Source organism: Pseudomonas sp. M5A4_2d, from assembly GCF_053345295.1.
Genome location: NZ_JBKEZW010000006.1, coordinates 132,469 through 150,363, shown reverse-complemented (window position 1 = coordinate 150,363; position 17,895 = coordinate 132,469). Strand labels below are relative to the sequence as shown.

Genomic DNA, 17,895 nt, shown 5'->3' with positions numbered 1-17,895 from the left:
GCATGGCTTCGCCCGATCTGTGGTTAAACAGTCGTGCGGGTTTGCGCCTTTCTACGAGGCGTCAGCGGTTGTTCAGGGGGATGAAACTAGATGGCATCTTCCAGCGCGTTGAGGTTGCGGCCACGGGTTTCCGGGGCGACAAAGGTCGTCAGGAAACCGATCCCTGCCATGGCGACAAAGTACCCGGCAATCGCCCACCAGTGGCCGGTCCAGGTCAGTAGCGCTGCCGCCACCAGCGGCGCGGTACCGCCCGAGAGGATCGAGCCCAGTTCCTTGGCCAGGGCCAACTTGGTGTAGCGGTTTTTCACGCCGAATATTTCAACGCTCCAGGCCGCCTGTACGCCAAAGATGCCGAGTGAAGCGAGACCCATGCCGACCACGATAGTCGCCATGACAATCGCCGGGTCACGGGAATCCAGCAGCACGAACGCCGGGAAGGCGTAGAGCATCAGCAGCAGGCAAAAGCAGCGGTACACGATGCGTCGGCCAAACCGATCAGATAACCAGCCCGCCAAAGGAATGATCAAAAAGCCGAGTATCGACGCGATCAAGACGGCCTGGGTGGCGACAGATTTGTTCACGGCGAGCACTTTCACCACATAGCCGATGATAAAACCCTGGGCCAGGTAGGAAGGGCCGTTCTCGCCAATGCGCAAACCGACCATGGTGAGAAACGCCCGGCTGCCCTTCCAGAAACCTTCGGGCTGCGCAGGGGCGGTGAGGGCGTGATTGCGTTGGGTCTGCAATTCGGCCTTTCGACGTTCAAACACCGGCGTTTCGCTCAGGTTGCGCCGCAGCCACAGGGCAGCCAGCGCTATCAGCGAACTGCAAAGGAACGGAATGCGCCATCCCCAATCCTGCAATTGCAGTTGATCCATTTGCACCACGGCAAGCCAAACCAATGAAGCCAGCAGGGTCCCGCTGTTGGAGCCCAAGGCAATTACCGAAGACATCAGGCCGCGTTGTTTGGCGGGTGCAAACTCGCCGAGCATTACCGTGCCTGCGGCCAATTCTGCGCCTGCACCGAAGCCCTGGGTAAAACGCAGCAGTACCAGGCATGCCGGCGCCCAGATACCGATCGATGCATAACTGGGGATCAAGCCGATCAACGTGGTGGAAGCCCCCATCAACACGACGGTCGAGACCATGACCACCTTGCGGCCCTTGCGATCACCCAGCCATCCGAAGAACAGCGCACCGATCGGCCGCGCCACAAACCCCACCGACCAGGTCGCGAAGGTGGAAAGCAACGCCATCGCGGGTGACACGTTCGGGAAAAACACATCGCCGAAGATAAGGCCCGCAGCCAGGCCATACAGGGCGAAGTCTGCATATTCCATTGCCGTGCCAAGCCAACAGGCGAGGATGGCGCGATACAACTCCCGGCGTCCTTGCGGGGTTATCAAATTTTCATCCGCTGCGCCCCACGCGATAGGCGTTTCGGGTTGAGCAGCACTTGCAACTGTCGACATTAACAAACTCCTGATACAAGGACGGCCCACACAGGACCATTTGGGGGGCTGCGTTAGTGTCGACACCCACCTGATCTCTTTTTCTACTGCTATCTACGCGCGTAGATAGCGATCCTTGAAAATCGGCCCGGAGTAAACCTCAAAGGCCGATGCTGGAAATCAATGGCGCGACATTCAGTCAGCACTCAACACTTTCGCGTCAAGCAGGAGGCGTGCGTAGGCAGCCTCGTATCGGGATCTTAGACGGGGTTGTATTTCATTCGAATGACAGGATCGGTGTGGCATTCACCTGACTTCATAGCAATCGCAGGGACGGCTGTTCGATGACTAGGTGGCGCAACGGTTCGAGTTCACAGAGCAGCTACAAGGTACCGCGGCGCAGTTCGCGGGCGGCGAGCATTCAAAGCGCCGCTCAATGACGCCGGCGACATCGGCAAATACCACGTCGAGTCAGCGTGTGTGGCTGAGTTCCGACGGGCGCGCGGGATATAACGGGTGACGCACCAGGACAGGTATTGCTTCAGCAACCGCAGGTACTGGTCACGGGTACGCGGATCGATCTGCGGAAAAGGTGCCGTTTCAGCTTTGCCGATTCGGGCAACCAGGTTGTCGGCTTGACGGCCGCTTTGGAGCCAGATGGCGTAACCGTCCAGTAACGCCAGAATCGCCTCGAAGTGGCAGGCTACATTCGAGACAAAATTCAAGAGTTTTTACCGGGGGCTATCGTCGTGGAGTTCTTGCAAACATTAGAAGGGAAGAACCTCCCGCCACGTCTTAAGGATGAACATTATCTGCTGGCTATCACCAAATCAATTTGAGCTCACGCCCTAACAGTGAACAGCCCGCGACGCAGTAGATAGTCAGCAAACTGCGTAGCGCTTGTTCGACCGATACGAGCGAGAGATCATCCCCGGCAAAGCGCCGAAGACGCAAAGCGATAATCTGCTGAGCCTGAAGCAGCTGCGTAAAGCCTTCACCGATGCTCCCATCGACGCGGTGACACCGCAGATCATCGCGCAGCACCGAGACGGCCGCACAGCGAAGGTACGCGCCAACCGGGAAATATCGTTGCTGTCACACATTTACAACATCGCGCGCGAGTGGGGTCTCACCGAAAACAACCCTGCCGCCGGCGTGCGCAAGAACAAAGAAGCGCCTCGCGACTTTTATGCAACCGAAGAAATTTGGAGCGCTGTCTACGCGGTCGCGGCGTCGGAGCTACGTGATGCAATGGACCTGGCCTATTTAACCGGCCAGCGCCCAGCGGACGTGCTATCGATGAGGGAGGCTGATGCAGTGAACGAGTTCCTGCAGGTTGCCCAAGGCAAGACATCCAAAAAACTGCGCATACGCCTGACCGCTGCTGGTGTGCTAAACGATCTCGGCGCGCTGGTACAGCGGCTCATCGAGCAGCGCCGAACACGCAGTGTCCGAAACCCATACCTGATCATCACCGAGGATGGCCGGCAGGTTACCAAGCACATGCTTCGCCTTCGCTTCGACGACGCACGCGACAAGGCTATCGCAACCGCCAAAGAGAAAGGCGACGGGGTGTTGGCGGCCAGCATTCGCCAATTCCAATTCCGTGATATTCGCCCGAAAGCGGCAAGCGAGATCCTCGACCTGGGTGATGCAAGCCGACTGTTAGGACACACGGACAAGCGGATAACCGAAACAGTTTATCGACGTGTCGGAGAGATCGTGAAGCCAACTCGGTGACCGCAATTTGCAACGAGTTGCGGAAACTGCCTGAAATGATGCGGAAACGATCAGCCGTTAAGATGGCGGCGACACCAAACCCCAGAAACGCAAAAGCCCCGCTTTCGCGAGGCTTTCGTGTAAATCTTGGCGGGAAACCAGGGATTCGAACCCTGGAGACGCTATTAACGTCCGCCGGTTTTCAAGACCGGTGCATTCAACCACTCTGCCAATTTCCCTTTTGCATCACAGGATTATAGTAGCCCATCCCGTGTCAGCGGGCGCCATAATACCCGAATGAAACACACTGTCAAACTCTTGCCATGGCTTGTTACAGAGCGTCTGTTATGATCCTTGCGACTGAATGTTTCAAAACTGAAGGAGTGTCGCCATGCGCGAACAGAATTACGCAGTGAATGGTAACGCGCAGGCTGAGCAGCTTGAAGTCAGCCGCGTGTTGCGCAACACCTACGGTTTGCTCGCCCTTACCCTCGCATTCAGCGGCTTAATGGCGTACGTAGCGCAGCAAATGCACGTTGGCTACCCGAATATCTTTGTCGTGTTGATCGGCTTCTACGGCCTGTTCTTCCTGACCAACAAGCTGCGCGATTCGGCCTGGGGCCTGGTGTCGGCATTTGCCTTGACCGGTTTCATGGGCTTTATCCTCGGCCCGATCCTTAACCGTTACCTCGGCATGGCCGGCGGTGCGGAAGTGGTCAGCTCGGCGTTTGCCATGACAGCCCTGGTGTTTGGTGGCCTGTCGGCCTACGTGCTGATCAGCCGTAAGGACATGAGTTTCCTGGGTGGCTTCATTACTGCAGGCTTCTTCGTGTTGCTGGCAGCAGTGGTCGCCGGGATGTTCTTCCAGATCAGCGGTCTGCAGCTGGCGATCAGCGCCGGTTTCGTGCTGTTCTCCTCCGTGTGCATCCTGTTCCAGACCAGCGCCATCATCCACGGCGGTGAGCGTAACTACATCATGGCGACCGTCAGCCTGTATGTATCGATCTACAACCTGTTCATCAGCCTGTTGCAGATCTTCGGCATCATGAGCCGTGATGACTGATTGCTAGCGGCATAAAAAAGGCCCCGCATCGAAAGATGCGGGGCCTTTTTGTTTTTAACGCTTCAGTACCGGTTAGGTTCCATTTCCAGGTCAACCTTGAAGCGTTCAGCAATGTCCTGCTGGATACGCAGCGCCAGGCTGGCAATGTCGTGCCCTGTGGCGGCACCATAGTTGACCAACACCAGCGCCTGCATCTTATGCACGCCCGCATCGCCGTCACGAAAGCCCTTCCAGCCAGCCTTGTCGATCAGCCAGCCGGCAGCAAGCTTCATCTGCCCATCGGCCTGCGGGTACGCCACCAGGTCCGGATACAGCGCCTGCAACTCTGTGGCCAGCGTTTGGGATACCAACGGGTTCTTGAAGAAGCTGCCCGCATTGCCAAGCTCTGCCGGGTCCGGCAGTTTTTCGCGGCGGATGCTGCAGATGGCGCGACTCACGTCACTGGGCGTCGCCTCGGTGATGCCCTGCCCGGCCAGGCGCTGCTGCACCGGGCCGTAGTCGAGTTTCAAGTGGCTGGTACGGCTCAAGGCAAAGCGCACACGCAGGATCAGCCAGCGCCCTGTCTCGTGCTTGAACAGGCTGTCGCGGTAGGCAAAGTGGCACTCTTGCAGGCTGAAATCCCGCAACTCGCCGGTTTGGCGATCCAAAGCGGTCAGGCCGGCAAAGACGTCCTTGATCTCCACACCGTAGGCGCCGATGTTCTGCATCGGCGCGGCACCGACGGTGCCCGGGATCAGGCTGAGGTTTTCCAGGCCGCAGAAACCGTGTTCCAGGGTCCACAGAACAAACGGATGCCAGGCTTCGCCCGCTTCGGCCTCGACCACCACGTGCACACCATCATCTTGCAGCACGCGAATGCCCTGGCTTGCCATGCGCAGCACCAACGCCGGGATATCCTGGGTCAACAATAAGTTGCTGCCACCACCAATCACCAACAGCGGCAACGCCTGTGCGGCAGCATAGGCCAACGCGTCACGCACATCGGCGTCGCTGTGGGCCTCGGCGAACAACTGGGCGCGCACGTCAATGCCGAAACTGTTGAATGGCTTGAGCGATACCTGCGCAAGCACTTGCAAGGTCATAACCGCCCCTTCAATTCGATCACCAATAAATCACAGGCTCGCTCGATCAGGTCCAGAACCCGCTCAAAGCCTTGTTCGCCTTCGTAGTAAGGGTCTGGCACTTCGTCCACCTCGGCGTCATACCGGCGCAGGAACAAATCCAGCTCCGCCTTGCCTGGCCCGGGGTGCAGCGCCTTGAGATTGCGCAGGTTGCTGTGGTCCATGGCCAGGATCAGGTCATAGCGCGCAAAGTCAGCGCGGGAAACCTGCTGGGCACGCTGAGCGGACAAGTCGTAGCCCCGCTCCAGTGCCGCGCGCTGGCTACGCTTGTCCGGCGGGTTGCCGACATGCCATTCACCCGTTCCGGCCGATGCCACCTCAACCTGGTCTGCCAACCCCGCCTCGCGCAATTTGTGGCGCAGGACGCCCTCAGCGGTGGGCGAACGGCAGATATTGCCCAGGCAGACGAACAAGACCTCCATCAGGCCCCCAGCAGGCGACGAACGCGCTCAAGGTCTTCCGGGGTGTCGACACCGGCAGGTGGCGCTTCGAGGGCGTCTCCCACATGAATGCGCACGCCATGCCACAGGGCACGCAGCTGTTCCAGGGACTCGGTGTTTTCCAGCCAGCACGGGCCCCAGCTGACGAAGTCATGCAGGAAACCGGCGCGATAGGCATAGATGCCGATATGGCGGCGATACGGCACGCCTTCCGGCAATACGTCAGGGTTCCTGGCGAAGGCGTCTCGCGCCCAAGGCAGTATCGAGCGGCTGAATGTCAGCGCAAGGCCGTTGATGTCGCTGACAACCTTCACCACGTTCGGGTTGAACAGGGTGTCAATGTCTTCGATGGGCTCGGCCAGGGTCGCCATGCGCGCCTCGCCATGGGCAGCCAGGTTCGCGGCGACCTGATCGATCACGCTCGGCGGGATCAAGGGCTCGTCACCTTGCACATTGACCACGATCGCATCGGCGGCCAGACCGAGTTGCGTGGCGACTTCGGCCAGACGGTCAGTGCCGGAGTTATGGTCTTCGCGGGTTAATACCGCTTCGGCGCCGAAACCTTTGCAGGCCTCAATGATGCGCGGGTCATCGGTGGCGACCACTACCCGTTCGGCGCTGCTTTTACAGGCCTGTTCCCATACCAGCTGGATCATCGGCTTGTTGCCGATCAATTGCAGGGGTTTGCCCGGCAGGCGCGTCGATGCGTAGCGTGAAGGAATGACGACGGTAAAGGCTGTGGTCATTTATCCAGGCGCTCATCGGTGGTCAGGGTGCGGGCTTCGCTTTCGAGCATTACCGGGATGCCATCACGGATCGGGTAAGCCAGGCCAGCACCCTTGCTGATCAGCTCGGTTTTGTCGGCGCTGAGCTTGAGCGGGCCTTTGCAGATCGGGCAAGCGAGGATGTCGAGCAGTTTGGTGTCCATGAGTATTTCCTGGAAGAAGCGATTTAAGGCAAGAGTCGGGCGGGCAGCAGGCGCATCAGTTGCGTGTCGAACCAGGCCACAAACGCAGGTGACGGCACCGCATCCACCGCAAGGTACCACCAGTCGGGCTGGGCGAAGGCGCGGCACTTCACCGCGTCCTTTTCGGTCATGATCAGCGGTAATGACGGCGTAAAATTCAGGACCTCAGCGCTGTAGGGCGCATGGTCGGCAAACGCATGGGGTATCGGCTGCCAGTGTAGCGTTTCGAGGGTATTGAAGAAACGTTGCGGGTTACCAATACCGGCAACCGCATGAACCTGCTGGCCAACCGGAAAATGATCGACCGGGCGGCGCTCGCCGGTGTTCAAGTTGATCAACGCCGTCGGTAACAGACGAAAGGCAAAACCATCCTGACGGTCGGAGCCTGCACCGTTGTACAGCAGCGCATCGACGCTGTGCAGACGCTCCACTGGTTCACGCAACGGCCCGGCAGGCAGGCAACGGCGGTTACCCAGGCCACGGACGGCGTCGATCAGCACCAACTCCAGGTCGCGAGCCAGGCGGTAGTGCTGCAGGCCGTCGTCGGAGAGAATCAGGTCAAGGTGCTCGCTGGCCAGCAGCGCTTTCACCGCGCGACTTCGGTCAGGATCGATCATCAGCGGTACACCGCAGCGCTGCACGATCAGCAGCGGTTCATCGCCGGCCACCGCTGCGCTGTGGCTGGCCTCGACCCGCCAGGGCAACTGTGGCGGCTTTGCACCGTAACCGCGACTGACCACGCCTACACGCAAGCCACTGCGCTGACAGTGCTCGATCAGCCACAGGATCAACGGCGTCTTGCCCGTGCCACCTACGGTGATATTACCCACCACCACCACGGGCACCGGTGATTGATAGATCTCACCCTCACCCGCCAGGAAGCGCGCGCGCTTGCACTGCACCACGCGGCGATACAACGACTCCAGCGGCCGCAGCAGCGTGAGTGCCGGATGCCCTTCGTACCAGGCCTTGAGCAAACGATCGGAAATGGCCATCAGGGTTGGGTCGCCGCCTCGACGGTGGTCATGCGCAGATGGCTGAAACCCAGCTTGCCCGCAGCGTCCATCGCCGTGATCACGGCTTGGTGCTGGGTTTTACCGTCCGCACTGATCGAGAGCGGCATTTTAGTGTCGCCCCCGGACTCTTTCTGCAGGGCGTCCATCAGGCTGGCGAGGTCGTTTTTCTCGAGCAATTGGTTATTCACCGAAAACACGCCGTCGGCACTGATGGCGATGTCCAGTTGCTTGGTTTCCTGGTCTTCGGCCGGGGAGCCGCTCACGGCTTCCGGCAAGTCGACACGCAGCTGGGTTTCCCGGGTGAACGTGGTGGTGACAACAAAAAACAGCAGCAGGATAAAAACGACGTCAATCAGCGACGCCAGGTTGATATCAACATTCTCCCGTTGCTTGCGGCGAAATTTCACGCTCGGCCCTCGACGAAATCGACATCACGATCGCCCTGCACCACTTCGACCAGCTTAATGGCTTCCTGCTCCATACCGACCACCAGCTCATCGATGCGACGTTGCAGGAAACGGTGGAAAAATACCGAAGGGATGCCGACCATCAGGCCCGCAGCCGTGGTAATCAACGCCTTGGAGATACCGCCCGCCAGCACGGCGGCGTTAGTGGTCATGCCCGACCCCATGAACGAGCTGAAAATATCGATCATGCCCAGCACCGTACCCAACAGGCCGAGCAACGGTGCCATGGCCGCAATGGTGCCAAGCGCATTGATATAGCGCTCCATTTCATGGATGACCCGGGCAGCGGCCTCCTCGATGCACTCTTTCATAATCTCTCGACCATGCTTGGAGTTGGCGAGGCCGGCCGCAAGGATTTCACCTAAAGGCGAGTTGGCCCGTAACTCCTTGAGCTTTTCTTTATCCAGCTGCTTGTTCTTGATCCAGCCCCAGACTTGCCCCAGCAGATGCTCAGGCGTTATTCGGCTGGCGCGCAGGGTCCACAGGCGTTCGGCAACGATGCCAAGTGCGGCGATGGAGCTCATGATAATCGGCAACATCATCCAGCCGCCGGATTTGACCAATTCCCACACAGTGAATGTCCCCTCGAAAAAGTGCGCCACTTTACCATATAGGTTCGCCAGCGTGGTTCGCCAGCCAAAGGCCCGCCTTTCGCGGCCCGCGGTATTTGGTAAGCCTGGATTACGGTAACGCCTCGCGCCAGAATCGGCGTTGACTACGAGCAACATCCGGTGGTTGGAAGGTACCCAGTTGCAGACGTACGGCACCTTGTTCCGCGCTGTCGTAGACTCGGCTGCCCAACGCTTGATAACGCTCCATTACCTGTGGGTGGGGATGACCAAATGCGTTGCCACGCCCGCGTGAAATCAGCACTGACCTGGGCGCAAGCCGTTGCAGGAACCGCCAGGATGAGGAGCTGCGACTGCCATGGTGCGGCGCTTGCAGCCAATCCGTCTGCACCGCCAATGGCGAAGTGAGGAAGGCCTTTTCAGCCGCTTGATCGATATCCCCCGTCAGCAACAGGCCTTCGCCTTGGGCGTGTACACGCAATACGCAGGATTTCGGATTGCTGCTCGTGGCGCCAGGCCATTGCCACAGCTCAAACGACACGCCATCCCACTCCCATTGCTCACCACTGATGCAAGGCTGCGTATCGAGAAATGCCGGCAGCCCTGCGGACTCTCCGCCGACGACCCGCCCGACCGCAAGCGCACGGGCGACAGCGGTTGCACCGCCTGCATGGTCTGCGTGGGCGTGGCTGATCACCATCAGGTCCAGCGCCCCTACCCCGAGCTTTTGCAGCGAAGGCAAGACCACCCGCGCACCGAGATCCGCCGCCCCCGAGCGCGGCCCTGCGTCGTAGAGCATTGCGTGATTGCGCGTGCGCAGGATCACCGCTTGCCCCTGGCCAACATCCAGTTGCAGCACCTCCACCTGCCCATGTGGCACCAGCGCCCGGGGCGGAAAGATTGCCAGCATCAGCAACGGCCAGCCCAGCAACCGAAACGGCACGCCTTTGGGCGAGAGCAATAACACCGCGCCCACAGCGCTTAATAACCAATACCCCACAGGCACCTCGGCGGGCACCCAGGCCGAGCGCAGCCCCGCTAAAAGCGTCAACCCCCTGAAAAGGCCATCAAGCGCTCCACCGGCCAACCACAACAAGCCCTCTCCCACTAACGGCACCGCCAGAAGCAAGGTCCCCAGCAGTGCCAATGGCAACACCACCAGGCTGATCCACGGCACGGCAAAGAGATTGGCAACCGGCGCGCTGAGGCTGATGGGCAAACCCAGCACCAGCAATACCGGAAACAAACCGATGGCTATCAACCATTGGGGGCGAGTCCAGGCCTGCCAGATACTCCACGGGCCCAAGCGCCCGCTGAACGCCAGAACCAGCACCGCCACGGCTGCGAACGACAACCAGAACCCCGGCTGCAAACTGGCCAACGGCTCGAGCACCAGCACGCCATCGAGGGCGAGCAATAACGGCCACCAGACGCCTAAATGCCGAAAACGCAAACGCCACAGCAATACCAGCCCGACCATCACACAGGCCCGCTGCACCGGTACACCGAACCCCGCCAGCAGGCCATAACCGAGCGCGGCGGCAAACCCCAGGCTGCACGCCCACGGCAGCCACGGCAAGGCTCGGGGCCAGCAACCGTAGCGTGCCAGACCGGCCACCAGGCCGTAGATCAAACCCGCCAGCAAGCCGATGTGCTGACCGGAAATCACCAGCAGATGCACGGTTCCGGTGTCTTGCAACACCCGCCAATCTTCGGTCGCCAGCCCCGAGCCATCGCCCAGCACCAACGCCGCCAAGCCCGCCTCGCGACCTTGAGCATCGACTGTTTTCAAGCGCTGCCGGACGCTGTCGCGCCAAGCATTGCGGGCCGGCGCCAGGCGCTGGCCATCTTTCACCGAGCCGGTGGCACCAATACGCTGGGCCAGCAACCAGGCCTCATAGTCAAAGCCATGAAAATTAAGCAGCCCCGAGGGCCGCTTCAACGTGAGCGCCAGCCGCCAGCGCTCGCCGCTGTTTACCGGCGGGCCACCCTGCCAGGACACTCGGATGCGCTTGGGCAACCGAGCGTTACGCGACCGGCCGTCGGCCAATTCGAAGCGTACGCCGGTGCTCGTTTGCTGTGGCAACCCAATCACACGGCCCTCTACCCAGCGCGTCTGCCCGTCCAGCGCAGGCTTGAGGCGATCATTCAACGCCCATTGCGCGCTGATGCAGGCCCAACTCAAGCCCAGCAGGAAGAACGCCACCGGGTAGGTGCGAAACGGCAACAGCATCAACGCAAGCACCAACATGGCCAGCAGCCATGCAGTCGGCGGCAGTGCCGGTAGAAATCGCAGCGCAAGTAATCCAAGCCCGAGTGCGAACATGCCTGTTCTCATGAATCATCCTTTTCAAGTGATCCACTCAGTCTTAGTCGGGCGCCCAGCATGGCCTATGATGTTTTGTCACAAAGTCTGAATTTTCTGTTTATAGAATGCGGGCATACTTGCCCCTCGCACTGACCTGGACCCCTTATGCCCCGGCGCTTATTCAAACGGTACATGCCCGACCCCACGAGTATCCGGGAACACAAGTCCTTACGATTTCTCGGCACGTTGCTGCATGACCCCAACCTCTGGCACCTGAACCGGCACTCCGTCGCGCGCGCCATGGCGGTGGGCCTGTTCGCGGCGTTTATCCCGATTCCGCTGCAGATGTTATTGGCGGCGATCCTGGCGATCGCCGTGCGCGGCAATATGCCGATTGCTGTCAGCCTGGTGTGGCTGACCAACCCGATCACCATGCCGGTAGTATTCTTCTGTACGTACTTGACCGGCGCGTGGCTGATGAACACGCCGCCACGCAGCTTGCCCGATGACTTGACCTGGGAATGGATCAGCAGCCAGTTGAGCACCCTGTGGCAACCGTTCCTGTTGGGCTCCGTGGTGTGCGGCCTGGTGCTGGCCGCGCTGGCGTACTGCCTGACGATGGGGTACTGGCGTTGGTGGGTCGCGCACCAGTGGAAGAAGCGCAAGCAGCGTCGCGCTGGAAGCTAACCTGCCCGCAGTCGCAGATGCACGCGCAAGCCTTGCTCGGTATTTTCCGCCCACAAACACCCGCCCTGGCGCCGTACGGCGTTGCGGGCGATGCTCAAGCCAAGGCCGAAACCGCCATCACCGGGCCGTGAGCCCTCCAATCGGGTAAACGGCGCAAAAATACGTTCCAAGTCCTGCTCAGCAATGCCGCCGCCTTGATCTTCCAGCCAGATATGCCATTCATCACCTTCGCGACACCCGTCCAGCGTCACCACCCCGTGGGCGGGAGAATGCCTGATGGCATTGCGCAGGATGTTTTCCAGGGCCTGGGCCAGCGCATTCAGGTTGCCACGCACCCAGCAATCCGCTGGCAACAGGCAGGGCAAACGCGACGCCGGCCAGTGACTTTCATAACAGGCGTTTTCCCGCAGCATGTCCCACAAGGCCTGAAGCTGGATATCTTCGTGGGGCAGCGGCGCTGTTTCGCTGTCCAGCCACGCCAGTTGCAGACTGTCTTCTACCAGGCATTGCATGGCGTCGATTTCCCGGCTCAATCGCTCACGCAACTGCGCCAGATCCTGCTCACTGTCACAGGCCACCCGCAAACGACTTAAAGGGGTACGCAGTTCGTGGGACATGTCCCGCAGCAGTTGTTGCTGCAACAGCACGGTGCCCTGCAAACGCTCGGACATGTGGTCAAAGGCACGGCCCAACTCACCCAATTCATCCTGGCGGCTGGTGGCCTCGCTGGACAGACGCGTATTCAATTGATCGGCACGCCACGCATTGGCCTGCTCGCGTAATTGGTTGAGGGGCATGATCAGCAGCCGATAGAGGCCCACGCACAGCAGCAAGGTAAACAGGCCGGGAATCACGCCATTGGTCACCACGCGCCAGAACAATTGGTAACGCCCCGGCATAAAGCGCTGGGGTAACTCAATCACCAGCGAGCCAACCCCAGCGTCCACAGGGAATGGGATTTTCACCCACGGCAGGCCTTTGACATGCCGACTGACCGGCCACTCCAGCCCGCGCAGAAAGGTCAGGCGCTGGCTCTCTTTGTCACTCAGGGGTGTACTGCTCAGCGACTGCAAGTCGTGGCCGATTACCCCCATCCACGTGGATTCGCGCTTGGCCATCAGCTGCAACCAGGCGTCCACGCCTGCGCTGCCCTGTGTACTCCATGCCAGTTCCGCCCCCGCCGCATACCCCCGCAGAATTTCGCGCGACTCCTCGGCCACATAGGCACTGCGCTGTTCCATGTACCGGCCCCAGGACCAACTGAGCCAAATCATCAGCAGACAGAAGGCGATCAACAGGCACGCGAGCTTCCAGAATAACGAGTGCTTGCCGGGCAGTTGCTCAAAGCACTTCATCATGAACGCTCAGCACATAGCCCTTGCCCCACACCGTGCGCACTTCGCGCTCGTTGTAGCCGATTGCCTTGAGCTTACGGCGAATCTGGCTGATATGCATGTCCAGGCTACGGTCGTGGGGCGCATAACCGCGCTGCAACACATGCTGATAAAGGAACGCTTTGCTGAGCACTTCATCGGCATTGCGGTGCAGGGTTTCCAGCAGGCGAAATTCGCTGCGGGTCAACCCTGCCCAGAGTGTCTGGTAGCAGACGTCATTCCGTTCATCGTCAAAGCGCAGGGGGAAAATATCGTCGCGCGCCGGTAAAAGCGTGGGCGACGGGCGACGGTCCAGGGCCACGCGACGCAGGATGGCCTCAATGCGTACCCGCAATTCGATCATGCTGAACGGCTTGGGCAAGTAGTCGTCCGCACCGAGACGAAAGCCGCTGACGCGATCCGCTTCGGCGCCCAGCGCCGACATGAGGATCACGGGGGTTGTATGGCTCTGGCGCAGATGCGTGAGGATCGACAAGCCGTCCATGCCGGGCAGCAGGATATCCATCAACACCACGTCGAACACCTGATCACGCGCCATTTGCAGGCCCCGTTCGCCGTTACGGCACAAGGTGACCTGGAAGCCACAGCGGCCCAGGTGTTCATGGACATAGGCGCCCAACACAGGGTCATCTTCGATTGTCAGGATACTGGGTAGGCCAACCACTGCGGGATTCATTAGCGTCTGCAAGTCATTCTCAATCACTGATTATTCAAGATTAAGCTGTCGCAGGCAATCGCCAGCCAGTGCCCAACGGCCCGAAGATTGCGCTCTGTCATTAATTTGCGAGATTCCGAACCGCGCAAATGGCTACACTGCGCAAGTCGCGTGGGCCGGATGCCCGCGTGGATAATTGAAAACAATGTGGCAACAGGAGAGTGGCGTGCTTACAAAAATGGGAATAAAAGGCCGCGTACTGTTGCTGACCTTATTACCGACCAGCCTGATGGCCCTGTTGCTGGGGGGCTATTTCACCTGGATGCAGCTGTCGGAATTGCAGTCCCAATTACTGCAACGCGGCGAAATGATCGCTGAGCAATTGGCACCGCTGGTGGCCCCGGCGTTGAGCGCCAAGAACACCGACCTGCTGGAGCGCATCGCCACCCAGTCCCTGGAGCAACCGGACGTACGCGCCGTGTCGTTCCTTGCGCCGGACCGTTCGCCCCTGGCCCACGCCGGCCCGACCATGCTTAACCAGCCGCCCGTCGGCAACAGCTCCCACCTGCTGCAGCGCACCGGCAATGACGCCACACGCTACCTGCAGCCGGTATTCGGCCGCCATCGCAACCTCGCCGGCGAGTTGATCCCCGACGAAGCCGACCGCCTGCTCGGCTGGGTCGAAGTGGAGTTGTCGCACAATGGCATGTTGCTGCGCGGCTATCGCAGCCTGTTTGCCAGCCTGCTGCTAATCGCCATTGGCCTGATTTGCACCGCCGCCCTGGCCCTGCGGATCAGCCGCACGATCAACTCACCGATCGGCCAGATCAAGCAGGCCGTGGCCCAACTCAAGGACGGCAACCTGGAAACCCGCTTGCCGCCCTTGGGCAGCCAGGAATTGGACCAGTTGGCCTCGGGCATCAACCGCATGGCCGAAACCCTGCAAAATGCCCAGGAAGAACTGCAACACAGCATCGACCAGGCCACCGAAGACGTGCGCCAGAACCTGGAAACCATCGAGATCCAGAACATCGAGCTGGACCTGGCACGCAAGGAGGCCCTGGAAGCCAGCCGTATCAAGTCGGAGTTCCTGGCCAATATGAGCCATGAAATCCGCACGCCCCTCAACGGCATCCTCGGCTTTACCCACCTGCTGCAGAAAAGCGAGCTGTCGCCGCGCCAGTTGGATTACCTGGGCACCATCGAGAAATCTGCCGACAACCTGTTGGGCATCATCAACGAAATCCTCGACTTCTCGAAAATCGAAGCGGGCAAGCTGGTGCTCGACAGCGTGCCTTTCAACCTGCGCGACTTGCTGCAAGACACGTTGACCATCCTCGCCCCCGCCGCCCATGCCAAACAGCTGGAACTGGTCAGCCTGGTGTACCGCGATACCCCGCTGGCGCTGGTGGGCGACCCGCTGCGCCTCAAGCAGATCCTCACCAACCTGATCAGTAATGCGATCAAGTTCACCCGCGAGGGCACCATCGTCGCCAGGGCGATGGTCGAGGACGAACAGGAAGACAGCGTCCAACTGCGCATCAGCGTGCAAGACACTGGCATCGGCCTGTCCAACCAGGATGTACGCGCGCTGTTCCAAGCCTTCAGCCAGGCCGACAACTCGCTGTCGCGTCAACCGGGCGGTACCGGCCTGGGCCTGGTGATCTCCAAGCGACTGATCGAGCAGATGGGTGGTGAAATCGGTGTCGACAGCACGCCGGGCGAAGGCTCGGAGTTCTGGATCAGCCTGAACCTGCCCAAGACCCGCGACGACGCCGAAGACCTGCCCTCCCCGCCGTTGCTCGGCCGCCGTGTGGCGGTGCTGGAAAACCACGAGTTGGCGCGCCAGGCCCTGCAACATCAACTGGAAGACTGCGGCCTGGAAGTCACGCCGTTCAATACCCTGGAAAGCCTGACCAACGGCATCACCAGCGCCCATCAGACCGAACAGGCGATTGACCTGGCCGTGCTCGGCGTCACCGCCAATGACATTCCGCCCGAACGCCTCAACCAGCATCTATGGGACCTTGAACACCTCGGTTGCAAGGTGCTGGTGCTGTGCCCGACCACCGAACAGATGCTGTTCAACCAGTCGGTGCCCAACCCCAACAGCCAGTTGCAGGCCAAGCCGGCCTGTACACGCAAGCTGCGCCGCGCCCTTGCCGACTTGATCAGCCCGCGCCCGTTGCGCAATGAGCCCGGCGAGCCATTGTCCAGCCGCGCACCCCGTGTGCTTTGCGTGGACGACAACCCGGCAAACCTGCTGTTGGTGCAAACCCTGCTCGAAGACATGGGGGCCAAGGTCCAGGCCGTGGAAAGTGGTTACGCCGCCATCGACGCCGTGAAGCAGGAAACCTTCGACCTGGTGCTGATGGACGTGCAAATGCCCGGCATGGATGGCCGCCAAAGCACCGAGGCAATCCGCCAATGGGAAAGCGAGCGCCACGGCACACCTTTGCCGGTGGTCGCCCTCACCGCCCACGCGATGGCTAACGAAAAACGCGCCCTGCTGCAAAGCGGCATGGACGACTACCTGACCAAACCCATCAGCGAGCGGCAACTGGCCCAAGTGGTGTTGAAATGGACCGGCCTGGCGCTGCGCAATCAAGGGCCGGAACGTACGACCGACAGCTTTGGCCCAGGCGTACAACTGCTGGTACTGGATCATGACGAAGGCCTGCGCCTGGCGGCCAACAAAGCCGACCTCGCGGCCGATATGCTCGCCATGTTGCTGGCCTCCCTGGAAGCTGATCGCCTGGCCATTACCGCTGCCCGCGAAGCCAAAGACAACAATGCCCTGATCGAGCGCGTCCACCGTTTGCATGGCGCCACCCGCTACTGCGGCGTGCCGCAATTGCGCGCCGCCTGCCAACGCGCGGAAACCCTGCTCAAGCAAGACGACGCCAAAGCCATTACCGCACTGGACGAACTGGACATGGCCATTGCACGGCTGGCCAGCGAGGCGCGCGTCAGCGCTTGAGACTTCTCTGTGGGGTGATGTATTTTTTCAGCGAGTGCAGGGAGCTTTTTAATGCGCGTGATACTTTTCAGCAGCCAGACCTACGACCGCGACAGTTTTCTCGGCGAGCCACTGCCAACAGGCCTTGAACTGCAATTTCAACCTGCCCGGCTCAACCTCGACACCGTGGCCCTGGCCGAACACCACGAAGTGGTCTGCGCCTTTATCAACGATGACCTCAGCGCCCCGGTGCTGGAACAGTTGGCCGCAGGCGGTACACGCCTGATTGCCCTGCGCTCCGCCGGTTACAACCATGTCGACTTGCCCGCCGCCAAGCGCCTGGGCCTGAGCATCGTGCGCGTCCCCGCCTACTCGCCTCACGCGGTGGCCGAGCACGCCGTGGCCCTGATCCTCGCGCTGAACCGCCGCCTGCACCGCGCCTACAACCGCACCCGCGACGGTGATTTCAGCTTGCATGGGCTCACCGGCTTTGACCTGGTAGGCAAGACCGTCGGCGTGGTTGGCACCGGGCAGATCGGTGCCACGTTCGCCAGGATCATGGCCGGGTTCGGCTGCCAGTTGCTTGCCTTTGACCCCTTCCCCAACCCGCAGGTACAGGCCCTCGGCGCCCATTACGTAAGCCTGCCTGAATTGCTGGCCCAAGCGCAGATCATCAGCCTGCACTGCCCGCTGACCGCCGACAGCAAACACCTGATCAACGCCCGCTCCTTGGCGCAGATTCAACCTGGCGCGATGCTGATCAATACCGGTCGCGGTGGTTTGGTAGACACGCCGGCGCTGATCGAAGCACTCAAGAACGGCCAACTCGGCTACCTGGGGCTGGACGTGTACGAAGAAGAGGCCCAACTGTTTTTTGAGGACCGCTCCGACCTGCCCCTGCAAGACGATGTGCTCGCGCGCCTGCTGACCTTTCCCAACGTGATCATCACCGCACACCAGGCATTTCTTACCCGTGAAGCCCTGGCGGCAATCGCCGGCACCACGTTGGCCAACATTGCCGCCTGGGCCAATGGCCAGCCGCAGAACCTCGTCGAAGGTTGATCAGCGGTCACATACCA

16 protein-coding genes, 1 tRNA gene and 1 pseudogene are annotated in these 17,895 nt (G+C 60.6%); 5 read left to right on the top strand and 13 right to left on the bottom strand.

The genetic code is table 11. The features are described 5' to 3' along the window. Positions 1–86 precede the first annotated feature (86 nt). Positions 87–1,472 carry an MFS transporter gene (locus ACLBW8_RS16000; RefSeq protein WP_447805794.1) on the bottom strand — a complete coding sequence of 462 codons (1,386 nt, stop codon included), beginning with the start codon at positions 1,470–1,472 and terminating at the stop codon, positions 87–89. A gap of 350 nt (positions 1,473–1,822) precedes the next feature. Continuing rightward, positions 1,823–2,176, bottom strand: a complete 354-nt coding sequence (locus tag ACLBW8_RS15995; protein WP_447805793.1) for a hypothetical protein — start codon at positions 2,174–2,176, stop codon at positions 1,823–1,825. Between the two features lie 172 nt (positions 2,177–2,348). Between ACLBW8_RS15995 and ACLBW8_RS15990 the strand changes: the two are divergent. Next, a pseudogene (locus ACLBW8_RS15990) lies at positions 2,349–3,191 on the top strand (tyrosine-type recombinase/integrase); the annotation flags it as partial. A gap of 127 nt (positions 3,192–3,318) precedes the next feature. On the opposite strand, the gene ACLBW8_RS15985 reads toward ACLBW8_RS15990, so the two are convergent. Then, positions 3,319–3,409, bottom strand: a tRNA-Ser gene (locus ACLBW8_RS15985). 152 nt (positions 3,410–3,561) lie between these two features. Here ACLBW8_RS15985 and ACLBW8_RS15980 point away from each other — a divergent pair. After that, positions 3,562–4,233, top strand: coding sequence for a Bax inhibitor-1/YccA family protein (locus tag ACLBW8_RS15980; protein ID WP_064452861.1), 672 nt, complete (start codon positions 3,562–3,564; stop codon positions 4,231–4,233). A 62-nt stretch (positions 4,234–4,295) separates the two neighbouring features. Here ACLBW8_RS15980 and murB read toward each other — a convergent pair whose 3' ends face one another. The 8 genes from murB to ACLBW8_RS15940 all read right to left on the bottom strand — a co-directional run bounded on the left by murB (position 4,296) and on the right by ACLBW8_RS15940 (position 11,151). Beyond that, the gene (gene murB, locus ACLBW8_RS15975) at positions 4,296–5,315 is read right to left on the bottom strand and encodes a UDP-N-acetylmuramate dehydrogenase (RefSeq protein WP_447805792.1); all 1,020 of its coding nucleotides are present in this window, start codon (positions 5,313–5,315) and stop codon (positions 4,296–4,298) included. Next, positions 5,312–5,776: a low molecular weight protein-tyrosine-phosphatase gene (locus ACLBW8_RS15970; protein ID WP_064452863.1), complete on the bottom strand. Its 465-nt coding sequence runs from the start codon at positions 5,774–5,776 to the stop codon at positions 5,312–5,314. The genes murB and ACLBW8_RS15970 overlap by 4 nt, the downstream gene beginning before the upstream one ends. After that, complete coding sequence (gene kdsB / locus ACLBW8_RS15965) at positions 5,776–6,540, bottom strand: 3-deoxy-manno-octulosonate cytidylyltransferase (RefSeq protein WP_064452864.1); 765 nt, start codon at positions 6,538–6,540, stop codon at positions 5,776–5,778. Before kdsB ends, ACLBW8_RS15970 begins: the two co-directional genes overlap by 1 nt. Then, positions 6,537–6,722 (bottom strand): Trm112 family protein, encoded by a 186-nt coding sequence (locus ACLBW8_RS15960; protein ID WP_003174668.1) that lies wholly within the window; start codon positions 6,720–6,722, stop codon positions 6,537–6,539. The genes kdsB and ACLBW8_RS15960 overlap by 4 nt, the downstream gene beginning before the upstream one ends. A gap of 23 nt (positions 6,723–6,745) precedes the next feature. Next, positions 6,746–7,756, bottom strand: a complete 1,011-nt coding sequence (gene lpxK / locus ACLBW8_RS15955; protein WP_447805791.1) for a tetraacyldisaccharide 4'-kinase — start codon at positions 7,754–7,756, stop codon at positions 6,746–6,748. Further along, entirely contained in the window at positions 7,756–8,184 is a 429-nt protein-coding gene (locus ACLBW8_RS15950; protein ID WP_064452866.1) for an ExbD/TolR family protein, read from the bottom strand. The genes lpxK and ACLBW8_RS15950 overlap by 1 nt, the downstream gene beginning before the upstream one ends. Continuing rightward, entirely contained in the window at positions 8,181–8,816 is a 636-nt protein-coding gene (locus ACLBW8_RS15945; protein ID WP_064452867.1) for a MotA/TolQ/ExbB proton channel family protein, read from the bottom strand. Before ACLBW8_RS15945 ends, ACLBW8_RS15950 begins: the two co-directional genes overlap by 4 nt. Positions 8,817–8,925: 109 nt before the next feature. Beyond that, positions 8,926–11,151, bottom strand: coding sequence for a DNA internalization-related competence protein ComEC/Rec2 (locus ACLBW8_RS15940; protein ID WP_447805790.1), 2,226 nt, complete (start codon positions 11,149–11,151; stop codon positions 8,926–8,928). 135 nt (positions 11,152–11,286) lie between these two features. On the opposite strand from ACLBW8_RS15940, the gene ACLBW8_RS15935 reads away from it, so the two are divergent. Then, complete coding sequence (locus ACLBW8_RS15935; RefSeq protein WP_069552728.1) at positions 11,287–11,808, top strand: DUF2062 domain-containing protein; 522 nt, start codon at positions 11,287–11,289, stop codon at positions 11,806–11,808. Here ACLBW8_RS15935 and ACLBW8_RS15930 read toward each other — a convergent pair. Both ACLBW8_RS15930 and ACLBW8_RS15925 read right to left on the bottom strand, forming a co-directional pair. After that, positions 11,805–13,163, bottom strand: a complete 1,359-nt coding sequence (locus ACLBW8_RS15930) for a histidine kinase sensor domain-containing protein (RefSeq protein WP_447805908.1) — start codon at positions 13,161–13,163, stop codon at positions 11,805–11,807. The two genes, ACLBW8_RS15935 and ACLBW8_RS15930, sit on opposite strands and share 4 nt — an antisense overlap. Then, positions 13,150–13,878 carry a response regulator transcription factor gene (locus tag ACLBW8_RS15925; RefSeq protein WP_447805789.1) on the bottom strand — a complete coding sequence of 243 codons (729 nt, stop codon included), beginning with the start codon at positions 13,876–13,878 and terminating at the stop codon, positions 13,150–13,152. Before ACLBW8_RS15925 ends, ACLBW8_RS15930 begins: the two co-directional genes overlap by 14 nt. Positions 13,879–14,083: 205 nt before the next feature. Between ACLBW8_RS15925 and ACLBW8_RS15920 the strand changes: the two genes are divergently transcribed. Together ACLBW8_RS15920 and ACLBW8_RS15915 are read left to right on the top strand one after the other, a co-directional pair. Further along, entirely contained in the window at positions 14,084–16,837 is a 2,754-nt protein-coding gene (locus ACLBW8_RS15920) for a response regulator (protein ID WP_064454958.1), read from the top strand. A gap of 51 nt (positions 16,838–16,888) precedes the next feature. Beyond that, a complete protein-coding gene (locus ACLBW8_RS15915; protein WP_447805788.1) occupies positions 16,889–17,878 on the top strand; it encodes a 2-hydroxyacid dehydrogenase in 990 nt (329 codons plus the stop codon). The last annotated feature ends 17 nt before the right edge of the window (positions 17,879–17,895 follow it).